16 protein-coding genes are annotated in these 19,142 nt (G+C 61.9%); 9 read left to right on the top strand and 7 right to left on the bottom strand.

The window, feature by feature from the left end; all coding sequences use genetic code 11:
* Positions 1-44 precede the first annotated feature (44 nt).
* A complete protein-coding gene (locus tag V2B23_RS15420) occupies positions 45-1,043 on the top strand; it encodes an alpha/beta hydrolase family protein (protein ID WP_430951131.1) in 999 nt (332 codons plus the stop codon).
* A gap of 39 nt (positions 1,044-1,082) precedes the next feature.
* On the opposite strand, the gene V2B23_RS15415 is transcribed toward V2B23_RS15420, so the two are convergent.
* Positions 1,083-1,502, bottom strand: a complete 420-nt coding sequence (locus V2B23_RS15415; RefSeq protein WP_430951130.1) for a hypothetical protein — start codon at positions 1,500-1,502, stop codon at positions 1,083-1,085.
* A 575-nt stretch (positions 1,503-2,077) separates the two neighbouring features.
* Here V2B23_RS15415 and V2B23_RS15410 point away from each other — a divergent pair.
* Positions 2,078-2,797, top strand: coding sequence for a class I SAM-dependent methyltransferase (locus V2B23_RS15410; RefSeq protein ID WP_430951129.1), 720 nt, complete (start codon positions 2,078-2,080; stop codon positions 2,795-2,797).
* Here the strand turns inward: V2B23_RS15410 and speB are convergent.
* Positions 2,761-3,717: an agmatinase gene (gene speB, locus V2B23_RS15405; protein WP_430951128.1), complete on the bottom strand. Its 957-nt coding sequence runs from the start codon at positions 3,715-3,717 to the stop codon at positions 2,761-2,763. The genes V2B23_RS15410 and speB overlap by 37 nt on opposite strands.
* A gap of 135 nt (positions 3,718-3,852) precedes the next feature.
* Here speB and V2B23_RS15400 point away from each other — a divergent pair, with 135 nt between their 5' ends.
* From V2B23_RS15400 to V2B23_RS15385, 4 genes are all read left to right on the top strand, one after another.
* The gene (locus tag V2B23_RS15400; protein WP_430951166.1) at positions 3,853-4,476 is read left to right on the top strand and encodes a helix-turn-helix domain-containing protein; all 624 of its coding nucleotides are present in this window, start codon (positions 3,853-3,855) and stop codon (positions 4,474-4,476) included.
* 113 nt (positions 4,477-4,589) lie between these two features.
* A complete protein-coding gene (locus V2B23_RS15395; RefSeq protein ID WP_430951127.1) occupies positions 4,590-5,426 on the top strand; it encodes a carbon-nitrogen hydrolase family protein in 837 nt (278 codons plus the stop codon).
* The gene (locus V2B23_RS15390) at positions 5,423-7,111 is read left to right on the top strand and encodes a flavin monoamine oxidase family protein (protein ID WP_430951126.1); all 1,689 of its coding nucleotides are present in this window, start codon (positions 5,423-5,425) and stop codon (positions 7,109-7,111) included. Before V2B23_RS15395 ends, V2B23_RS15390 begins: the two co-directional genes overlap by 4 nt.
* Positions 7,112-7,241: 130 nt before the next feature.
* Positions 7,242-10,370, top strand: a complete 3,129-nt coding sequence (locus tag V2B23_RS15385; RefSeq protein WP_430951125.1) for an NAD-glutamate dehydrogenase domain-containing protein — start codon at positions 7,242-7,244, stop codon at positions 10,368-10,370.
* On the opposite strand, the gene V2B23_RS15380 is transcribed toward V2B23_RS15385, so the two are convergent.
* On the bottom strand, positions 10,347-11,864 hold the full coding sequence (locus V2B23_RS15380) for a PucR family transcriptional regulator (RefSeq protein ID WP_430951124.1): 1,518 nt from the start codon (positions 11,862-11,864) through the stop codon (positions 10,347-10,349). The two genes, V2B23_RS15385 and V2B23_RS15380, sit on opposite strands and share 24 nt — an antisense overlap.
* 128 nt (positions 11,865-11,992) lie before the next feature.
* Between V2B23_RS15380 and gabT the strand changes: the two genes are divergently transcribed.
* A complete protein-coding gene (gene gabT / locus V2B23_RS15375) occupies positions 11,993-13,357 on the top strand; it encodes a 4-aminobutyrate--2-oxoglutarate transaminase (RefSeq protein ID WP_033236294.1) in 1,365 nt (454 codons plus the stop codon).
* A gap of 1 nt (position 13,358) precedes the next feature.
* Positions 13,359-14,804 carry an NAD-dependent succinate-semialdehyde dehydrogenase gene (locus V2B23_RS15370; protein WP_430951123.1) on the top strand — a complete coding sequence of 482 codons (1,446 nt, stop codon included), beginning with the start codon at positions 13,359-13,361 and terminating at the stop codon, positions 14,802-14,804.
* A 60-nt stretch (positions 14,805-14,864) separates the two neighbouring features.
* On the opposite strand, the gene dszD is transcribed toward V2B23_RS15370, so the two are convergent.
* From dszD to V2B23_RS15355, 3 genes are all read right to left on the bottom strand, one after another.
* Positions 14,865-15,434, bottom strand: a complete 570-nt coding sequence (dszD, locus tag V2B23_RS15365; RefSeq protein WP_430951122.1) for an NADH:FMN oxidoreductase DszD — start codon at positions 15,432-15,434, stop codon at positions 14,865-14,867.
* Positions 15,435-15,496: 62 nt separating this feature from the next.
* Positions 15,497-15,970 carry a YbaK/EbsC family protein gene (locus V2B23_RS15360; RefSeq protein ID WP_430951121.1) on the bottom strand — a complete coding sequence of 158 codons (474 nt, stop codon included), beginning with the start codon at positions 15,968-15,970 and terminating at the stop codon, positions 15,497-15,499.
* A gap of 16 nt (positions 15,971-15,986) precedes the next feature.
* A complete protein-coding gene (locus tag V2B23_RS15355; RefSeq protein WP_430951120.1) occupies positions 15,987-17,090 on the bottom strand; it encodes a hypothetical protein in 1,104 nt (367 codons plus the stop codon).
* Between the two features lie 68 nt (positions 17,091-17,158).
* Between V2B23_RS15355 and V2B23_RS15350 the strand changes: the two genes are divergently transcribed.
* Entirely contained in the window at positions 17,159-17,800 is a 642-nt protein-coding gene (locus V2B23_RS15350) for a TetR family transcriptional regulator (protein WP_430951119.1), read from the top strand.
* A 181-nt stretch (positions 17,801-17,981) separates the two neighbouring features.
* Here V2B23_RS15350 and V2B23_RS15345 read toward each other — a convergent pair whose 3' ends face one another.
* Complete coding sequence (locus V2B23_RS15345) at positions 17,982-19,103, bottom strand: DUF475 domain-containing protein (protein WP_430951118.1); 1,122 nt, start codon at positions 19,101-19,103, stop codon at positions 17,982-17,984.
* Positions 19,104-19,142 lie beyond the last annotated feature (39 nt).

Here is a 19,142-nt window from a genome sequence, read left to right as displayed (position 1 = left end):
AATCGGTGAGGGAGAGAAAAGGCAACACGCGTTTACGCAGGTGGGTGATCACTTCCCTGGCGGTAGTCGTCGTACTGATCGTCGGCCTGGTGGCATGGACGCTGTACCAGCACACCTACGACATCCGTGAGGAAAAAGTGACGATCACCGGGGGATCGGTGCCGCTTCAGGGAGTCCTGGCGCTTCCCGATCACGGTGACGGTCCTTTCGGGCTCGTGGTTTTTGTCCACGGAGACGGGCCGATCGATGCAACGCACGAGACCTTCTACCGGCCGATCTGGGAGTCGTTTGCAACGGCCGGGTACGCGTCACTCTCCTGGAATAAGCCGGGAGTAGGCGGGGCGCCGGGAAATTGGCTCGATCAGAGCATGGACGATCGGGCCGCGGAGACAGAAGCGGCAATCGAATGGGCACGGGGACGCTCGGATATCGATCCGTCTCGAATCGGTCTGTGGGGTGCAAGCCAGGCAGGCTGGGTGATGCCCAAGGTAGTAAATCTTGATCCGGACGTCGCGTTTGTCATTGCCGTGGGTCCCGCGGTCAACTGGCTCGAGCAAGGTGAATTCAACACCCTGGCAGAGCTTTCCGAGCGGAATGCGTCGGCCGACGAGTTCGAGAAAGCGCGAGCGGACCGAGCGAGGAACCTGGAACAGTTGGCCAGGGATAGCTCGTTCGACGATCTCGTGGCGTCCGGCGCGGCTGATGGCCTCACCGAAGATCGCTGGAACTTCATCCGGCAAAACTATCGGTCTGATGCCCGAATCGATCTCGAAACCGTGGATGTTCCGGTGCTCTTGATTCTCGGCGGACAAGACGTGAACGTCGACGTGGCGGATACTGAATCGGTATATCGCGAATTGCTTGACTCACCAGGGCAATTGGTGGTCAAGAAGTACCCTGACGCGACTCATTCACTGGTGGAGAAAAACCTCGAAGACTCGGAACTGATGTCGACCCTGGTGGCTGTTCTCGCCCCTCGTTCGATCTTCGCGCCCGGGTATCTGGCGGATCAAACCGCATTCTTGGAGGGAATTCAGGGCTGACGGAAGTGACGGTCTGTGACGCCGTGCTCGTACATGCGCTCAGATGACCATGTGGCAGTAGATACTGTCGCCACGGCGCACTGCCCCGGTTGCCAGGTCGGCAAGCGCGGTGAGGAATGGCACCGATTCTTCGGAAGGCTCGATTGTCTCGTCGATGGTCCACGCGCGGGCCGCTGCCATCACACCTTCGGCATCCAAACCGGCTAGCGCATCCCGTAGGTCGTCGGCGACGGTCAGGATGTAAGTGTCACCGTCGTCGTTGACGGCAACCAACGATCCTCGCCTGGGTTCGGCAGTGATCTCGTCATATGTCCTGCCGGTGAGCACCGACTCGAGGCGGCTGAGGGAGACGACCGGGTCGACACGCTTGGCTTGCACCGGGTCGATCGGGCCGTCGTCCAACGCGGTGGCCGCGACTGCATCCGAGGGGGCTGTGAAGTAATCGGTGATGGCAGACATAAGCGGCATATTCTCACATCTGTCTAACCACCGGTGGTCCTGGCGAATAAGGAAACCGTCGGCACCTGGTGGTGTCGACGGTTTCGCAAGGGTCGGTGCCCGTCTTGCGCCTCTCGGCAAGTGGCCGCTCGAAGCGGCGTTTCTGGGGTGGTACCCGGGGCAATGAACCGAACACCGACAGCCAGTACAACGACCGAGTCGCAGAAGTTATTCCACAGCCGTCATCTGCGGGTATTGATCATCCGAAGGGCAAAACGGAACACAACCGCGGCACCTACGCCGACAGCAAGGCCGGCCAGAACGTCGGTGAGTAGGACTCCGATACCAACCCCGAGGACCGTTGCGGCAGCAACGGCAAGGGCGACATCAGCGCGCGGAGCGGCTATCGCGAGGTCCTTTCCCGAGAATCGAACGAGTGCCAGTCAAGCGGAGCATGCCATAAATCCATGGCATGAAGCGCGACGTTAGCGCATCGGGGGTGCTGTGTGTCACGTCTGCCACGGCGAGTGCAGCATTTGTTGCTGTTTCGGCAAGGAACGTTGCACCAGCCGTGGAGATTGCTCATCCTGGAATGCATGAGCCACGAACACCATGACCACCAGAACCATGACCCCGCACACCATGACCCCGCACACCAGAACCATCACGACCACTCCGACACTACCGAGAACCCGTATGCCAAGGCAGATGCACAATTCTGGAACTCGCTGTACGCGGAGCGCCCCGCCCGCTGGAGTGGAAACCCCAACCCGCAGTTGATCGCCGAGGCGTCAGACCTCGCGCCGGGTACCGCACTCGACGTCGGCTGCGGCGAGGGCGCAGACGCTCTGTGGTTGGCACGCCGCGGATGGAAGGTCACGGGCACGGATATTTCGTCGGTGGCGCTCAGTCGCGCGAAGGCTCACGTCGAGGGCTCTGGCGTTGGTATCGAGTGGCTGGAAGCAGACCTGACCAAGTGGGATCCGCAGGGCCGTTCGTTCGATCTGGTGTCCGCGCAGTTCTTTCACATGCTCGAACCCGCACGCGGGGAACTGTTCCGCGCTCTCGGTGAACTGGTTGCACCCGGTGGCCATTTGCTGATCGTCGGCCATTCGCCCCACGAGTCGCCGACGGAGCACCATCGGGCAATGCTGCATACCCCGGACTACGTGGAGTCGTTGTTCACAGATGGGTGGAAGGTGTTGGTCTCGGAGTCGCGGGAGCGTGATCTTCCCGCGAACCCGGAGATGCATCACACCACGGATACCGTTGTGCTGCTTCAGCGATTGAGTGCGAGTACCGACAACAACTCGTAAGCGACGTGAGCCGCTGCGATACCGGTGATCTCGGCGTGGTCGTACGCCGGCGCGACCTCGACGATGTCGGCGCCGACCACGTTGAGACCCACCAGTCCTCGCAGTGTGTTCAACAGTTCACGAGATGTCATGCCGCCGGCTTCGGGTGTTCCGGTACCCGGAGCGTGGGCGGGATCGAGTACGTCGATGTCGACGGAGACGTACACCGGGCCGCCGTCGAGGCGCTTACGCATGCGCTCGACGATGCTGGCGACGCCGTCGACCTCGTAGTCGTCGCTGCGAATCACCTGGAAGCCGAGCACGCGATCGTCCTCGAGGTCCTTCTCACTGTAGAGCGGTCCGCGGATGCCGATGTGCTGTGAGCGCTCCATGTCGATGAGGCCCTCTTCGCTGGCGCGGCGGAAAGGTGTTCCGTGCGTGAAGGGTTGGCCGAAATAGGTGTCCCACGTATCGAGGTGAGCATCGAAGTGCAGCACGGCGATGGGTCCGTGATCGCGTGCGAGTGATCGAAGGATCGGCAGTGCGATGGTGTGGTCGCCACCGAGTGTGAGCACCGAGGAACCGTCGGCGCGCAGGTCGGTCACCGCGGATTGAACCGTCGTCAACGCTTCCTGGATGTCGAAGGGGTTGACGCCGATGTCGCCGAAGTCGGCAACTTGCTGGTTAGCAAAGGGTGAGACCTTCAGTGCCGGGTTGTACGGACGCAGCAGCTTCGACGCAGCGCGGATGTGACCGGGGCCGAAGCGCGCGCCGGGCCGGTAGCTGACCCCCGAATCGAAAGGGATTCCCAGAATGGTCACGTCGGCGCGCGAAACCTCGTCGAGGCGCGGCAGGCGCGCAAAGGTGGTCGGTTCGGCGTATCGGGGGACTCGAGTCGCGTCGACTGGTCCGATGAAAGATCCGGCGTCGTTGGTGGCCATTGGGGTCCCTGCCTGTGAACGGCACATCGGTGATGTAGCTCTCTGTGCAAGTATGGTTTCTTCGAGAAGCCTATTTGTCAACTCTTGTTTCCTGTAGGGGACGGGCTGTGTTGAAGGAGTTATCGCGTGGTGAAGATGAAGGACAGCTCGGAGCCTGGTAGCCCGCAGATCGGGGCGAGGCTCAAGGCTGCCCGCCAGTCGAAGCGGTTGACGCTCGACGACCTGGCCACATCGTGCGGAGTGACCAAGGGGTTCCTGTCGAAACTCGAGCGCGATCACGTGAATGCGTCGGTGGCGACCTTGATCAAGGTGTGCGCCGCACTCGAGGTCCCGATCGGTTCGCTGTTCGAGAACGCTTCTGCTGGTGAGGTGGTGCGCGTCGACGCCCGGCCGCAGATCAGTTTCGGCGGCGAGAAGATGGCAGAATTTCTGCTCACGCCGACGAATGAGCGTCGTATCCAGGTGTTGATGAGTGAGATCGAACCAGGTGGGGGAAGTGGGACCGAGTACTACAGCCTGCCGGCCGATGTGAACTTCGTTCACGTCCTCGAGGGTGGTTTACGGGTGTCGTTCGAGGGCGGGAGAACTGATCCGGAGGGTGAGTCCGTCGACGCCGAGGATGTGGTCCTGCAGGTGGGGGATTCGCTCACCTTTGCTCCGCGTCACAACCACAGTTTCTCGGCTGAGGGCACCGTGCGGGCCAAGGTTCTGTGGGTTTTGAATCCGGCCTTGCCGGAGGGGCCACGCGCACCTGCCTGAGGCCGAAGGTTGATTTTCGAGAAACATCAGTTGACAGATGTCGCGTTGCCGATCACCCTTTGAAGTCGAGCCCGTCGCATACTGACGTCACGGAACTTCTCGAGGAGCGCACGATGAAGGTCGATTCCCTCCGTGTCGGACTGTTTCAGGGCCCGCTCACATCGAAAGATGTCAATGCTTCGGTGGAGTTCAATCTGGGCGCGATCGAGGTGGCAGCACGCGCAGCAGCGGCGTCCGGTGCATCCGTCCTGGTGACGCCGGAAATGTCCGCAACGGGGTACAACATCGGCGGATTGGTCGGAACGCGCGCAGAACCGTCGGACGGACCGATCTTCGACGCGGTTGCGGCGGTCGCGGTCACCGCTGGCATCGCCATCGTCTACGGCTATCCCGAACTCTCCGGCGGCGATGTCTACAACAGTGTGCAGGTAGTAGGGCGCACTGGCCTCTCGCTTGCCAACTACCGCAAGACGCATCTCTTCGGCGCGCTCGATCGTGAGAATTTTGCGCCCGGTGACACTCTGGTCGTCGGTTTCGATCTCGACGGAATCCAGTGCGGCCTGTTGATCTGCTACGACGTCGAATTCCCCGAAGCTGTTCGTGCCCATGCTGATGCCGGAACCCAGTGGTTGATCGTGCCCACCGGACTGATGGCACCGTACGAACACATTGCACAGCAGGTTGTTCCGGCTCGCGCCTACGAGAGCCAGATGTTTGTCACGTACGTCAATCGCTGTGGTTCGGAGTCCGAGCTCACCTATTGCGGGTTGTCGTGCACGATCGATCCGGCCGGTAGGGAGCTTGCCCGAGCAGGTGCCGGGCAGGAACTGATCCTTGCCGATATCTCCGCCGCCGAGGTGAGTCGATCACGTTCCGTCAATACACATCTCGATGATCGTCGACTCGATCTGTACCCCGACTATCGTTCCCAGCGAGAGGGTCGCCGATGACCGTTCCCGTAGCTCCCGACAGTTCCTCCGAGCCTGGACCGCTTCCTCCGCTGACGATGTTCGGTCCCGACTTTCCGTTTGCGTACGACGACTACGTGTCCGACCCGGCCGGGTTGGGATCGGTGCCAGACGTCTCGTTCGGCACGGAAATCGCAGTGATCGGTGGCGGGCTTGCCGGCATGATCGTGGCGTACGAGCTGCTCAGAATCGGACTCAAACCGGTTGTCTACGAGGCAGATCAGATTGGCGGCCGAATGCGCTCGGTCGAATTCGACGGGTACCCGGGCATCGTCGCGGAGATGGGCGCGATGCGATTCCCACCGTCGTCGACAACGCTCTTCCACTACCTCGGCGAGATGGGGCTAGAGACCCAGGAGTTCGCCAATCCGCTGGCGGAGGTAACCCCGAGTACCGTCATCGACCTCAAGGGCGAAAGCCACTATGCGCACACACTCGAGGATTTGCCGCCGATCTTCACCGAAGTCGAACAGGCGTGGGCACGCACTCTTGAAGACTACGCCGATTTGATTCCCATGCAGCAGGCAATTCGGGACCGCGATACCGCTGAGATCAAGCGGATCTGGAACGAGTTGGTGGTGCGATACGACGACCAGACGTTCTACGGATTCCTCGCCGCATCGAAGCACTTCAAGTCCTTCCATATGCGGGAAGTGTTCGGGCAGGTCGGATTTGGGACCGGCGGCTGGGATACCGATTATCCCAATTCGATCCTCGAGATCCTTCGTGTGGTCATCACAGCAGCCGATGACGATCACCGTGGGATCGTCGGTGGATCGCAGCAGTTGCCGTTGCGTCTGTGGAGCCGAACCCCCGCGCGGATGAAGCACTGGCCGGCAGGCACAACGGTGTCTTCACTGAACGGCGGGAAAACGCGGCCGCGTGTCACTGAACTGCGACGCACCGAACCGGGTCGGTTCACGGTTGTCGATGCCGAGGGTTTCATCCGAACGTATGCGAGCGCCGTTGTCACCGTGCAGAGTTGGATGCTTCTCAACAACATTCGCTGCGCCGACGATCTGTTCCCGATCGATCATTGGACTGCGATCGAGCGAACGCATTACATGGGCTCGACCAAGGTGTTCGTTCTTGTCGATCGTCCGTTCTGGAAGGACAAGGATCCCGAGACCGGTCGCGATTCGGTGTCGATGACCCTGACCGACCGCATGAGTCGCGGCACGTACCTCCTCGATCAAGGGGAAGGAAAACCCGGCCTGATCTGTCTGTCGTACACGTGGTCGGATGATTCGTTGAAGTTGTTGGCGCTGAACGCTACCGAGCGCATGGAGATCATGTTGCGCTCATTGGAAGAGATCTACCCCGGCGTCGATTTCCGGAGTCACATCATCTCCAGTCCGGTCACGCTGTCCTGGGAAACCGAACGCGATTTCATGGGCGCCTTCAAGGCAAATCTGCCCGGGCATTACCGGTACCAGGAGCGACTGTTCTCGCACTTCGTGCAAAGTGACCTCGAACCGCGTCATCGCGGAGTCTTCCTCGCAGGCGACGACGTTTCCTGGACGGCGGGATGGGCCGAGGGAGCGATCCAGACCGCGATCAACGCAGTGTGGGGAGTCGTCCATCATCTCGGCGGTTCTACGCCATCCGAGAATCCTGGTCCTGGCGACGTCTTTGCGGACTTGGCGCCGATCCGGCTGGGCGACTGACCCGAGAGTTGCAACTGCCGGATTGTCGTGCCAGTCGAGGTTTAGCACTCCTATCGGGCACGAACTTTCTTCGGTGATGCACGTAACACTGGAAAGTGTTCGGATCCAATACTTTCCAGGAGGGTGTTCAATGGCGAGCACATCAACGGCAACCAAGTCAGAATTCGCAGACTCGACGGATCCAGCGTTGGGACTGGTTGCCGAGCTGGCAGCAGCGGGTCAACGACTGGTTTTCCGTCAGGGTGACGAACTGACCGGCGTGGTTCTGTGGCCGTCCGGAGAGCCCTCCCTCTCCGATCTGTGCGAGAACTTCGAATCCCTCGGACTGCGAGTGTCGACGCACCGCCCGCTTCCGACAGTTCTCGGATCGGCGCATCATTTCACCTTCGAGCCCTGTGCCTTCGACGGCGGTGCACTCGAGAAGATGGCCTCGGCTTTCGAAGCTGTGGTTGCAGGTAGGACCCGGATGGACAATTTCTCGGGCCTGATCGGACGAGCCGACATCACGTGGCGTGACGCAGAGTTGCTGCGCGCGGCGTGCCGGTTCCTCGCTCAGGCACGCATCGGATTGTCCGAAGGCTACATCGTGGGAGTGCTGGCAGCGAAGCCCGCTTTCGTGCGGGCGGCACTGGGACTGTTCACCGCGCGATTCGACCCGGCAGTGCCGAAGCGCAGTGTGGCGGTTGCCGCCGCGATCACCTTGATCGACGAGTTGGTCGACGGCGCAGACACTCTCGACGAAGACCGAGTTCTTCGTGGCGTTCGCTCGTTCCTCCAAGCAACATTGCGCACCAACTGGTACCTGCGCGACGACGCCGGCAATCCGCTGCCGTACGCGTCGTTCAAGATCGACTCGCAGCTTCTGTCGACGCCGCAGAAAACGGTTCCGTTCCGCGAAATCTACGTCAGCGCTCCCAATGTCGAGGGCGTTCACCTGCGTAGTTCGTCGGTGGCACGTGGCGGTCTGCGATGGTCCGATCGGTTCGAAGATTTCCGTACCGAGGCCTTGAGCCTCATGAAAACCCAGAGCGTCAAGAACTCGCCCATCGTTCCGACCGGAGCGAAGGGCGCTTTTGTCGTGCGCGGAACATCCTCACCCACACCGGCCCAGGTGCAGGAGTCGTACAGCACGTTCATTCGTGGACTGCTCGACGTGGTGGACAACATCGTCGACGGCTCGCCGGTACACCCAGCCGAAGTGATCGCGTACGACGCTGAAGACTCGTATCTTGTCGTGGCAGCGGACAAGGGAACCGCCCGGTTCTCCGACGTGGCGAACGGTATTGCGATCGAGCGTGGTTTCTGGCTCGGCGACGCCTTTGCGTCGGGTGGTTCGGCCGGCTACGACCACAAGGCTATGGGCATCACCGCCCGCGGCGCGTGGGTGGCTGTGCGACGCCATTTTGCCGAGCGTGGTGTGGACGTCGATACCGATCCCTTCACCGTCGCAGGGATCGGCGACATGTCCGGCGACGTGTTCGGCAACGGAATGCTGCTCTCGCACAAGATCCGTCTGGTTGCGGCGTTCGACCACCGCCATGTCTTCATCGACCCGAACCCCGACATGGAGGCGACGCTGCGCGAACGCGCCCGCCTCTTCACCGTGCCGCGCTCGTCCTGGGACGACTTCGATCGCACCGTGATATCGAGTGGCGGAGGCGTGTGGCCGCGCAGCGCAAAGTCCATCAGTCTTCCGCGCGAGGCACGTGACGCACTCGGAATCACCGAGGAGAAGCTCACCCCGCAGGAATTGATCAGGGCGATCCTGTGCGCCCCGGTCGACCTGTTGTGGAACGGGGGCGTCGGCACCTACGTGAAGGCGTCGGCCGAGAGCAACGTCGACGCGGCCGATCCGTCCAACGACGGCGTTCGGGTGAGTGCGGACGAATTGCGCGCGGGCGTGGTCGGGGAGGGCGGCAATCTCGGTTTCACTCAGCGCGCGCGGATCGAATACGCCGCCGGCGGTGGACGAATCAACGCCGACTTCATCGACAACGCGGCCGGTGTCGCGACGTCGGACCGTGAGGTCAACATCAAAATCGCTCTGGCGGGGTTGGATTCCGACTCACGAAATGCGCTTCTGGCGTCGGCACAGGACGAGGTAGCCGCGTCGGTACTGAAGGCCAGTGAAGATCAAACCCTCGCCATCAGCCTGGCCGAGCATCGAGCGCCGGCGCTTCTCGACCAGCATGAGCGACTGATCGAGAATCTGATTGCCGCGGGCGCCATGAAACGCGTCGAAGAATCGCTGCCGGACGCCAAGTCGCTTGCCGTGCGGGCCCGGGCAGGTCAGGGGCTTCTTCGCCCCGAACTTGCTGTGCTGGTAGCTCAGTCGAAGAATGTGCTGACCGCCGAGTTGGGTGCCTCGGAGGCCCCTGACAACAAGATCTTTGCCGGCCGTTTGACGCAGTACTTCCCGCCGTCGGTGGTAGAGGCAGCGCCCGAAGCTGTGAACACGCACCGACTCGCACGTGACATCATCATCACGTCGGTGGTCGACGAATTGGTCAACCGCGTCGGGCCGGGTGTTCTGTTCCGGTTGGAAGAGCACTTGGGTGTGCGTAGCCCGGAAGCGTCTTTGGCGTATGCGGTGGTCAGTGAGGTGCTCGGAACCGAGGAGCTGCGCCGCGGCATTCTGAACTCCGATCTTGATGCTGCCGAACAACTTCAGGCACTCGATCGACTGCAACAGTTGCTCGAGTCCGAAATGAGCTGGGTGCTGCGACGGCCAGGAGCGGCCGGACGGTTTGCGGTGAACCCGCGGGCAGACATCGATCGCTGGTCGGGGCCGGTGCGCGAACTCACGGCGGGGCTGAACTCGAGCGAACGTATCGAGGTGTCCTTCGGGGCTCTGGCGTTGGCCGACCTTGCACTGCAGGAGAATACGTCGGTCCAGGCGGCCGCAACCCTCTACCGTGAGCTTGCCGCAGAGCTCGATCTGGGTGACGTGCTCGGCGGCGTCGACGTTTCCGTCGGAGCTTCACACTGGGAGGTCATGGGCAGCGCTGCCGTTCATGCTCGATTGACGACGCGATTCGCGGATCTTGTGTCAGGTGCTCTCGACGACGATCGTGACGGCGTGGTGCAGCGGTGGTCGAGCGCCAATCTCGATGCTGTGCACCGATTTACGACGCTGATGTCCAGCGTTCGCCGCAGTGGTCCGCTCGACACGGCACGACTGTGCACTGTCGACGCAGAACTCGAACTGCTGATCCGCGGCACATCGTCGTTTTTGTCAGCGGCTCTCCCAAGCGAGTAACGACAGCAGTAGTTCAGCTCTGACCCTGGCCTCTCCGAGGTCGCACCGCAAGAGTTCTTCGACGCGGGTGATGCGACCTCGGAGAGTGTGCCGGTGGATGCCGAGCTCGGAAGCGGCAGATTCCCATTGGCCGTTGGCCTCGAGGTAAGCGCGGAGCGAGATCGCGAGCGCTGTTCCGTGTTTGTCGTCGTGTTCGGTCAGTACGGGAATCGTGTTGGCGGCCATGGCAACAAGTGCTTCTCTTGCCGGTTCGGACGCAAGAATCGTCGAACCCGTCAGTGCATCGAATTCGAGAATGCGCGCTGTAGCCGTTGTGAGGTTGGCTGCGGCGCGGGCTTGGACCAGTGCGCGCGCAGCGTCGAGAATTGGGTGCGGCGTGCTGATCCCGGCGCGAACCGATTTGGATTCGCTCGGAGACAGCTGCGCCAGAAGCGCTTGTGCGGTGTCGACGGTATCGCTGCCGCGAAGCAGCACGGTGAGTGCGGCGTTCTCCACCTGGGCAAAAAGAGGTCTTCCTGCGCGTGCAAGTGCGCTGTCCAGCTCGCGTAGAGCAGGTCCCAGCGCTGATCCTCGGATGTGGACGACGCGTACCAATCCGTTGGTGTCACTCGCTTCGCCGAGATACGACGGCACAGCGTCTTCGGCGATTCGTCCGTCGAGTAGCAAGCCGAATGCCATGGAGTTCAGTTTGGATCGCTCAGCCCGCAGGCGCACTGGCTTCTCGAGTTCCAAGGTCAACAGGGAAACAGCGTGTCCGAGAAGCACTCTGTCGATGTTGCTCAGTGGTCCCGATCCGGCCAGGGCCAGGTAGCCGTGCCAACTGTCGGTCACTCCGACCGGGGAGAGCGTAAGTGTCCGTTCGGGGGTGCTCTGCGAAATCGATGCCGGTGCATTGGGATCGCGAGTGGTCGCGGCCACGGCGCGCACCTCGGAGATCAGCGACTTCTGATTTGCCGGATGTACGGCGGTGATGCGGTCGCCGACAAACGCAACCGAAGTTTTTGTCGCCGTGGCCAGTTCGCGCACGATCGCGGAAACACCGCCGCGGAGCGCAACCCGGGTGATGCGCGTCTGTACTTCCGCGGCGCGCAGGACGGACTCGTACTCCTGCTGACTCAGCCGGGTCATCACCGCGCGGGTGACTGCCGCGAACGGTGTGGTGAACGGAACTTCGAGCAGGGGAAGTCCGCGACCGCTGGCAGCTGCGAGAAGTTCCGGCGGGACTTCTTTGTGAGAAAGTCCCGTTCCGAACCCCAGCGCCGACACTTCCGCCGCCGCCAAACGGTCGACGTAGTCGGCAAAATCAGTGGCAGTAGCGCCCACGAATGCAAGCCCGGTGGTGAGCACCAGTTCCCCGCCCGAGAGCCACGGAGTGGGGTCCGTCAGCTCTGTGGCCTGCGCAAACGTAACCGGCTGAGTGGATGACGACGGGTCGGTCAGCAATGTCAGCGACAGGTGCTTCTGGCGCAGAAGCCAGGAGATCGGAACGGTCACGAGTTCAAGGCTAGCGGGAGCTGCCGATGTGGAGTAGGCCTGAGTAGGTAGATATCCATTTCGGCACTGCTCGATGGTGCTCGCGCGTCGCATACTCGAATGCAATACACAACCGAGAGGGTGGTCACATGAGTGCAATCGAATACCGGCTTCCGCAGGAACGTCGCATCGTCACGGAGTTCCCGGGCCCGCGCTCGGCTGCGCTCGCAGAGCGTCGTAAGAAGGTTGTCGGCGCCGGTGTTGCGTCCACCCTTCCGGTGTACGTCGCTGACGCAGATGGCGGAGTGATCGTCGACGTCGACGGCAACTCGCTCGTCGACCTCGGTGCCGGTATCGCCGTGACCAGCGTCGGTGCATCCAACCCGGCTGTTGTCGCCGCAGTTCAGGATCAGGTTGCGCACTTCACCCACACCTGCTTCATGGTCGCTCCGTACGAGGGCTACATCGAGGTCGCCGAGCGCCTCGCCGAACTCACCCCCGGTGACCACGAGAAGCGTTCCGTGCTGTTCAACTCCGGCGCCGAAGCCGTCGAGAACGCCGTCAAGATCGCTCGTCACGCAACGGGCCGCGACGCCGTTGTGGTGTTCGATCACGCGTACCACGGCCGCACCAACCTCACGATGGCACTGACGGCAAAGTCCATGCCGTACAAGAGCGGCTTCGGTCCCTTTGCCCCCGAGGTCTACCGCGTTCCGATGTCCTACCCGTACCGCGAGGGACTGAACGTCGACGGTTCGAAGATCACCGGCGAGCAGGCTGCGCAGCGCGCCATCACGATGATCGAGAAGCAGATCGGCGCGTCGAACACGGCAGCCATCCTCATCGAGCCCATCCAGGGTGAGGGCGGATTCATCGTTCCGGCAGAAGGATTCCTCCCGACGCTCGTCGCGTGGGCCAAGGAGAACGGCGTCGTCTTCATCGCCGACGAGGTCCAGGCAGGCTTTGCTCGCACTGGTGCCTGGTTCGCCAGCGACCACGAGGGAATCGTCCCGGACCTGGTCACGCTTGCCAAGGGCATCGCCGGCGGCATGCCGCTCGCAGCTGTCACAGGCCGCGCCGACCTGATCGACGCCGTCCACCCGGGCGGCCTCGGCGGCACCTACGGCGGTAACCCCGTCGCCTGCGCCGCGGCGCTGGCATCCATCGACCAGATGCACGAGCTGGACCTCTGTGGTCGCGCCCGCACCATCGAGACCACCGTCGTCGGTCGAATGAACGCGCTGGCAAAGGAACTCGACGTCATCGGCGACGTTCGTGGACGCGGCGCCATGCTCGCCATCGAGCTGGTCAAGCCCGGCGGACAGGAGCCGGATGCCGACATCACGAAGGCAATCGCAGCTGCGTGCCTCGCGGCAGGCGTTGTGATCCTCACGTGCGGCACTTACGGTAACGTCATTCGTCTACTCCCTCCGTTGGTCATTTCCGAAGAGCTGCTCGACGACGCCCTGACAGTCCTCGAGTCTGCTATTCGCACTGCAGCACAGGAGAACTGACATGTCGAACGTCTCGGAACTTCTCGAATCTGTACCCCAGGGTCTCTGGTTGGGTGGCAAGCTCACGCCGGCCGAGAAGACCTTTGCGGTCTACAACCCGGCAACCGGCGAAGAGTTGGCTCAGGTAGCCGACGCCACGGCAGCTGACGGTATCCGTGCCCTCGATCTTGCTGCTGCGGCACAAGATGATTGGGCCGCTACGCCCGCTCGGACTCGTGGCGAGATCTTGCGCCGCGCATTCGAGTTGTTGCACGCCCGCGCCGAGGACTTCGCGTTGATGATGACCCTGGAAATGGGTAAGTCGTTGGCCGAGAGTCGCGGTGAGGTCAACTACGGCGGCGAGTTCCTGCGTTGGTTCAGCGAGGAAGCCGTCCGCATCGGTGGCCGCTTCACACAGGCTCCGGCCGGCAACGGTCGCATCCTCGTCACCAAGGAAGCCGTCGGACCGGTCCTCGCGATCACCCCGTGGAACTTCCCGTTGGCCATGGGAACCCGAAAGATCGGACCGGCACTTGCGGCCGGCTGCACCATCATCGTCAAGCCGGCTGAGGACACTCCGCTCACCATGCAGCTTCTCGGCCAGGTATTTGCCGACGCCGGCCTGCCTGACGGTGTGCTCTCGATCCTCCCGACCTCCGACGCCGCGGCGATCAGCGGACCGCTGATGGAAGATGCGCGTCTGCGCAAGGTCACCTTCACCGGTTCCACGGGCGTCGGAAAGTTGTTGGTGCGCAATGCAGCTGACAAGCTTCTCCGTACGTCCATGGAACTGGGTGGCAACGCTCCGTTCATCGTCTTCGACGACGCAGACATCGACGCAGCTGTCGACGGTGCGATGCTCGCGAAGATGCGCAACGGCGGCGAGGCCTGCACCGCAGCCAACCGCATTTACGTTGCAAACTCGGTCCGCGAAGAGTTCACCGACAAGTTCACTGCCAAGGTTGCGGCCTTGAAGGTGGGCGCAGGTGACGCCGAGGGCACCAACATCGGCCCGCTCATCAACACCAAGCAACTCGCCACCGTCACCGGACTCGTCGACGACGCCGTGTCCAAGGGCGCTCGCGTTCGCACCGGTGGATCGGCACCCGAAGGCCCCGGATTCTTCTTCACCCCGACGGTCCTTGATCAGGTTCCCGCTGACGCGCGTCTGTTGAAGGAAGAAATCTTCGGACCTGTTGCAGCCGTAGTCGGTTTCGATACCGAAGATGAAGCCGTCGCCGCAGCCAACAACACCGAGTTCGGTCTTGTCGCGTACTTCTACACCCGCGACATCGATCGTGCGATGCGTGTCTCGGCGAAGCTGGATACCGGCATGGTCGGCGTCAACCGCGGCGCGATCTCCGATGCCGCAGCACCGTTCGGTGGTGTCAAGGAATCGGGCTTCGGTCGCGAAGGTGGAACCGAAGGTATCGACGAGTACCTCGATACCAAGTACGTAGCGCTGTAAGTTCTTTCGCGAACTATGAAGGCCTCGCCGGATACCCGGCGAGGCCTTCGTTGTTTGAGGTTATTGTCCCAGCGGAGTGGGGCGGTAGTACTTGCCCTCGTGATAAAGAAGTGGCGCCGCAGCGGAATCATCGTCCTCGTCGGCGTGGACTCGGGTGACAAGTCCGACAACAAGGGTGTGATCGCCCACCGGAATCAACTGATCGACCGTGACGCGCATCCAACTGGGCGTGCCGTGCAGAACCGGCTCGCCGGTATCGAGGACAGCCCAGAGTGATTGATCGGCAAAACGCTGATCCGCGCTGCGTGCAAAGCGCTGGGCCAAATGCTGTTGGTGTTCACCGAGAAGATGAATCACCAAGGACTTCGCGGCCTTCAGAGCGGTGATGCTCGACGATGTCTCCGCGATGTTGAACGACACGAGCGGCGGTTCGAGTGAGAGCGACGAGAACGAGGTCGCCGTGAAACCTACCGGTCCGGTGCCGGAGTCGAGGGTGACAACAGTGACTCCCGCCGGGTGACGGCCCAGTGCTGCCCGGTAGTCGGCGGCGCAGATGCCGGTAGACAACTCGGGAGCGGCGGTCGCGTCGGGAGGGGTTGGGTCGGAAATATCGTTCGGCGTGTCAGTCAACGGGGGCTCTCCGGTGGGAAATATGGTCTTTCGACCCACTATAAGGGCGCGTCCGATCGTGCTTAGTCCATATCCACGGCAAGGCCAGCTGTGATGCGCAACAGTTCCGGATACGTCGTGCGGAAGACCGTGTTCGGATGGCCCGCTGCCGCCCACAGGATCGGATACGGCTCGAGCGCAGTATCGACATACGTCGGCAGGTTGGTCGGGTGTCCGAGCGGCGCCACTCCGCCGATGGGTTGACCGGTTGCGGCCTTTGCCATCTCCAACGGAGCTCGCGTCAGCTTGCCCTCGAGACGCTCACCAGTTGCCTGAAGATTGACCTGGTGCGAGCCTGAGACCAGCAACAACACTGGATCGTCGTCGAGTAGGAACACGAGTGACTTGGTGATCGCGCCCACCTCCACCCCGACAGCTGCCGCTGCTTCTTCGGCAGTGTGCGTCGCGTCGGCTTGCGTGACGATGACGCCGTGATGACCGCGAGCGATCAGAGTTTCGGCGACGTGCGAGGCGTTGGGGTGGAGGAGGCTCGTCATGAATTCAAGAGTAGGACTAGTCGGCGATTGTCACAGCCGGAGTAGGGACTGTGTCGGCGGACTTTCGGTTCTTCCTGATTGTAAATCCGAACAACATGGCGGCGCCGACCACGGCGTACAGAAAAAGTGTCAGTACTGGCTGGCCGACTCCGACGTTGCCGAAATACACGATGCTTCGAACACCCTCGGTGCCGGCGCCCGGAGTGATCCATCGGCCGATTGCCGCATAGAAAGACGGGAGCACGTTCGAGCCGAAAGCGCCTCCGGCACTGGGATTACCGAGGATGACGAACACTGCGATCGCCAACGGAACGGCGAGGACGCCGATTGCCGCGCGGAGTCCGACCGTGAACATTGCCGTGCCGAACACGACGGCACTTCCCAGTAGGGAGAGTGGGAGCCAGTGCCCGGCAAAGGTCCCGAGAACATGCGACGTGATGAGTGCGCCCAGCGCTCCGGAAATCACCGAGTACACGGCGATCACACCGGTATGCGCAGCTGCCTGTCGAAGTGTCTTCGGTGCACCGATGAACAGGCCGATTGCAGCGGCAAAGAGGTAGCCGCCCACAACCCAGCCGATCGAGAGGTAGAAGCCGGACAGGCCGCGGTTGTCGTGAGCGCCCACCGGGATCTCGTCGCGCACCACGAACTCGCGGTTCTGACTGCCCTCGACCTGGGTAAAGATCGATTCGAGTGACGTCGCAATGGAACTACCACCCGCGCTGGCGGTGATCAGGGTGTCGGCTCCCGCCGGATTGATGACAAACGCTCCCTGGATCTCGCGATCGTGGAGCATCCGACGCGCTGCGGCGGTGTTGTCGACAACACGCGCGTCGAGGGGGCTGCCGTCGATGGCGTTGAGCTTGTCGGCGATCTGCTGATCCATGCCGTCCGGTGTGCCCTGATCTGCGATGACCACAATCTCGATGTCACGTGGCGTCGGCTGATGGAACGCGGCGACGTAACTGAGGATGAAGCCCATCTGCAGCAGGATCATGCCGACGAACAGCGCGACCATGACTTTCGGGGCGCCGTATTTGGCGAGCAAGTTGTCGCTGGGGTGTTCGTGCTGAGGCGTGGGTGTTTCCGGTGCGGCGTGTGCCGGATGCGTTGTGGTCACGATGAGTCCTGATCTTGTCGAAAGTAAAGAGCTTGTCAATACCCGAGGTATTGAATACTCTAGGTATCGTGACTGAATCTCGTCAACCGGACTTCGTGCCGGCAACCCGCCCCGGACGCGACGTTGTGCGGCAAAGACTGCTCGACGCTGCGGCGGAAGAATTTGCCGAGCAAGGATTCAGTGCTGCACGTCTCACCGAAGTGGCCCGCCGAGCAGGCTTCACGAAGGGGGCCGTCTACTCCAACTTCGAGTCCAAACAAGATCTGTTTGCCGAACTTTTTGCGCAACGGTCACTCGAACTGGCCGGGCGGGTGCTCGCCGAAATCGCGGGCATGAGCCCCACCGACGCCGCCGGCAAAAGCGGCGAGGCAATCGCGTCGTGGATGGCCGGCAACCCCGGGTGGCTGCTGCTCGTCCTCGAATTCGGTGTCCTCGCCGGACGTGACCCCCAGATCGCCCAGGCATACCTCCGAGAGCGTCGGCACCTGCGCAGTCAACTGGTGGAGTTGATCGGAGCGCGAGCCAGTGAATGGGGCGTCGAGGATGCCTTCGACGTGCGGACTACCGCAATCTCGTTGATGGCCTTGATATCCGGATTGGTCCTCGAGCACTCCGTTGACCCGGAAGAAGTCGATCAACAGGCAATGGGCGCCGCAGTGACCGCTCTCTTTGCCGGCGCAGTCGCGCGGGCGGGTTTGCCTACCACCTAACGCATCGGCGTCTGATGGGCCTCCGGGATTCCTGAAAACCCATCCGCGCGCCAATTGTGCGCCCGCAGGCTTGATCAGGCGCGCGGCTGAAGATCAGCCGCGCGGCAAGCACAGCAATTCCGGCACAACAAAACAAAACGCCCGCGACCGGAATCGGCCGCGGGCGTTCGAGAAAAGAAACTCAGACTGTGGCTGGAGTGTTCTCGTCGAGTTTCGGATCTTCATTCGCGATCCGCTTGTTTCGGATGACGCTGCTGATAAAGGCGGCGCCGATCAAGAAGACACCGACAAGGCCGGTGATGATCTCGTTGATGTGAACGCCGATCGACACCATCAGAATGACGGCCAGAGCGCCGATGGCCCAGTGGGCGCCGTGCTCGAGGTAGACGTAATCGGACAGCGTGCCCTTGCGGACGAGGAAGACGGTGATGGAGCGGACGAACATCGCGCCGACAAAGCCGAGGCCGAGAGCGATGATGATCGGGTCCGAGGTGATGGCAAACGCGCCGATGACGCCGTCGAAGGAGAAGGACGCGTCGAGGACTTCGAGGTACAGGAACAGGAAGAACCCGGCCTTACCTGTTGCCTTGGCCAACTCGGAGGGTCCGCCGGACTTGGCGGTCTCTTCGTCTTCGTCCTCTTCGGGCAGGTTGAAGAGTTCACCCAATCCGTTGACGGCGATGTACGTGATCATGCCGAGCACGCCGGAGATCATGACCGTCGTGACCTTGTCGTCTGCGGCCAGGAACGAACCTGCCAGAACGAGGGTGAGGCCGGCAACGACAACTGCGAGCTGATCCAGCTTGCCGATCCGCGCAAGGGGCTTCTCGAGCCAGGACAGCCAGGTGATCTCACGCTCTTCGAAGATGAAGCCGAGGAACAGCATCAGCAGGAACATGCCACCGAATGCTGCGATTGTCGGGTGAGCGTCGGTGATCAGTGTTTCGTAGCTCGGATCGCCGTTGGGGAAGTAGGCGGCGTCGTCGGCCGGCGGGTTCAGCGCAAGGTCGAGTGCTGCGATCGGACCCAGGCCCGATGCCGCCCACACGATCACAAGCGGGAACACCAGACGCATACCGAACACCGCGATGACGATGCCGACAGTAAGGAAGATCTTCTGCCAGAAATCACTCATTCTTCGCAGAACGGTGGCATTGATGACGGCGTTGTCGAAGGAAAGCGAAATTTCCAGAATTGACAGGATGACAACGAGGAACAGCGCCTCGGGTCCGCCGTAGATGAACGCGACGATCATCGCGAGGATCGAAATGCCGATCGATAAACCGAATATTCGCAGTACCACGGAGCGTGGCCCTTTCTAGTTGGTCAGTGCGCAGTGGTT

Origin of the sequence: Rhodococcus sp. 24CO, from assembly GCF_050586165.1 — a bacterium.
GTDB lineage: Bacteria > Actinomycetota > Actinomycetes > Mycobacteriales > Mycobacteriaceae > Rhodococcus_F.
Note: the sequence above shows the minus strand (reverse complement) of the source record. Positions and strands in the feature narration are given on the sequence as shown.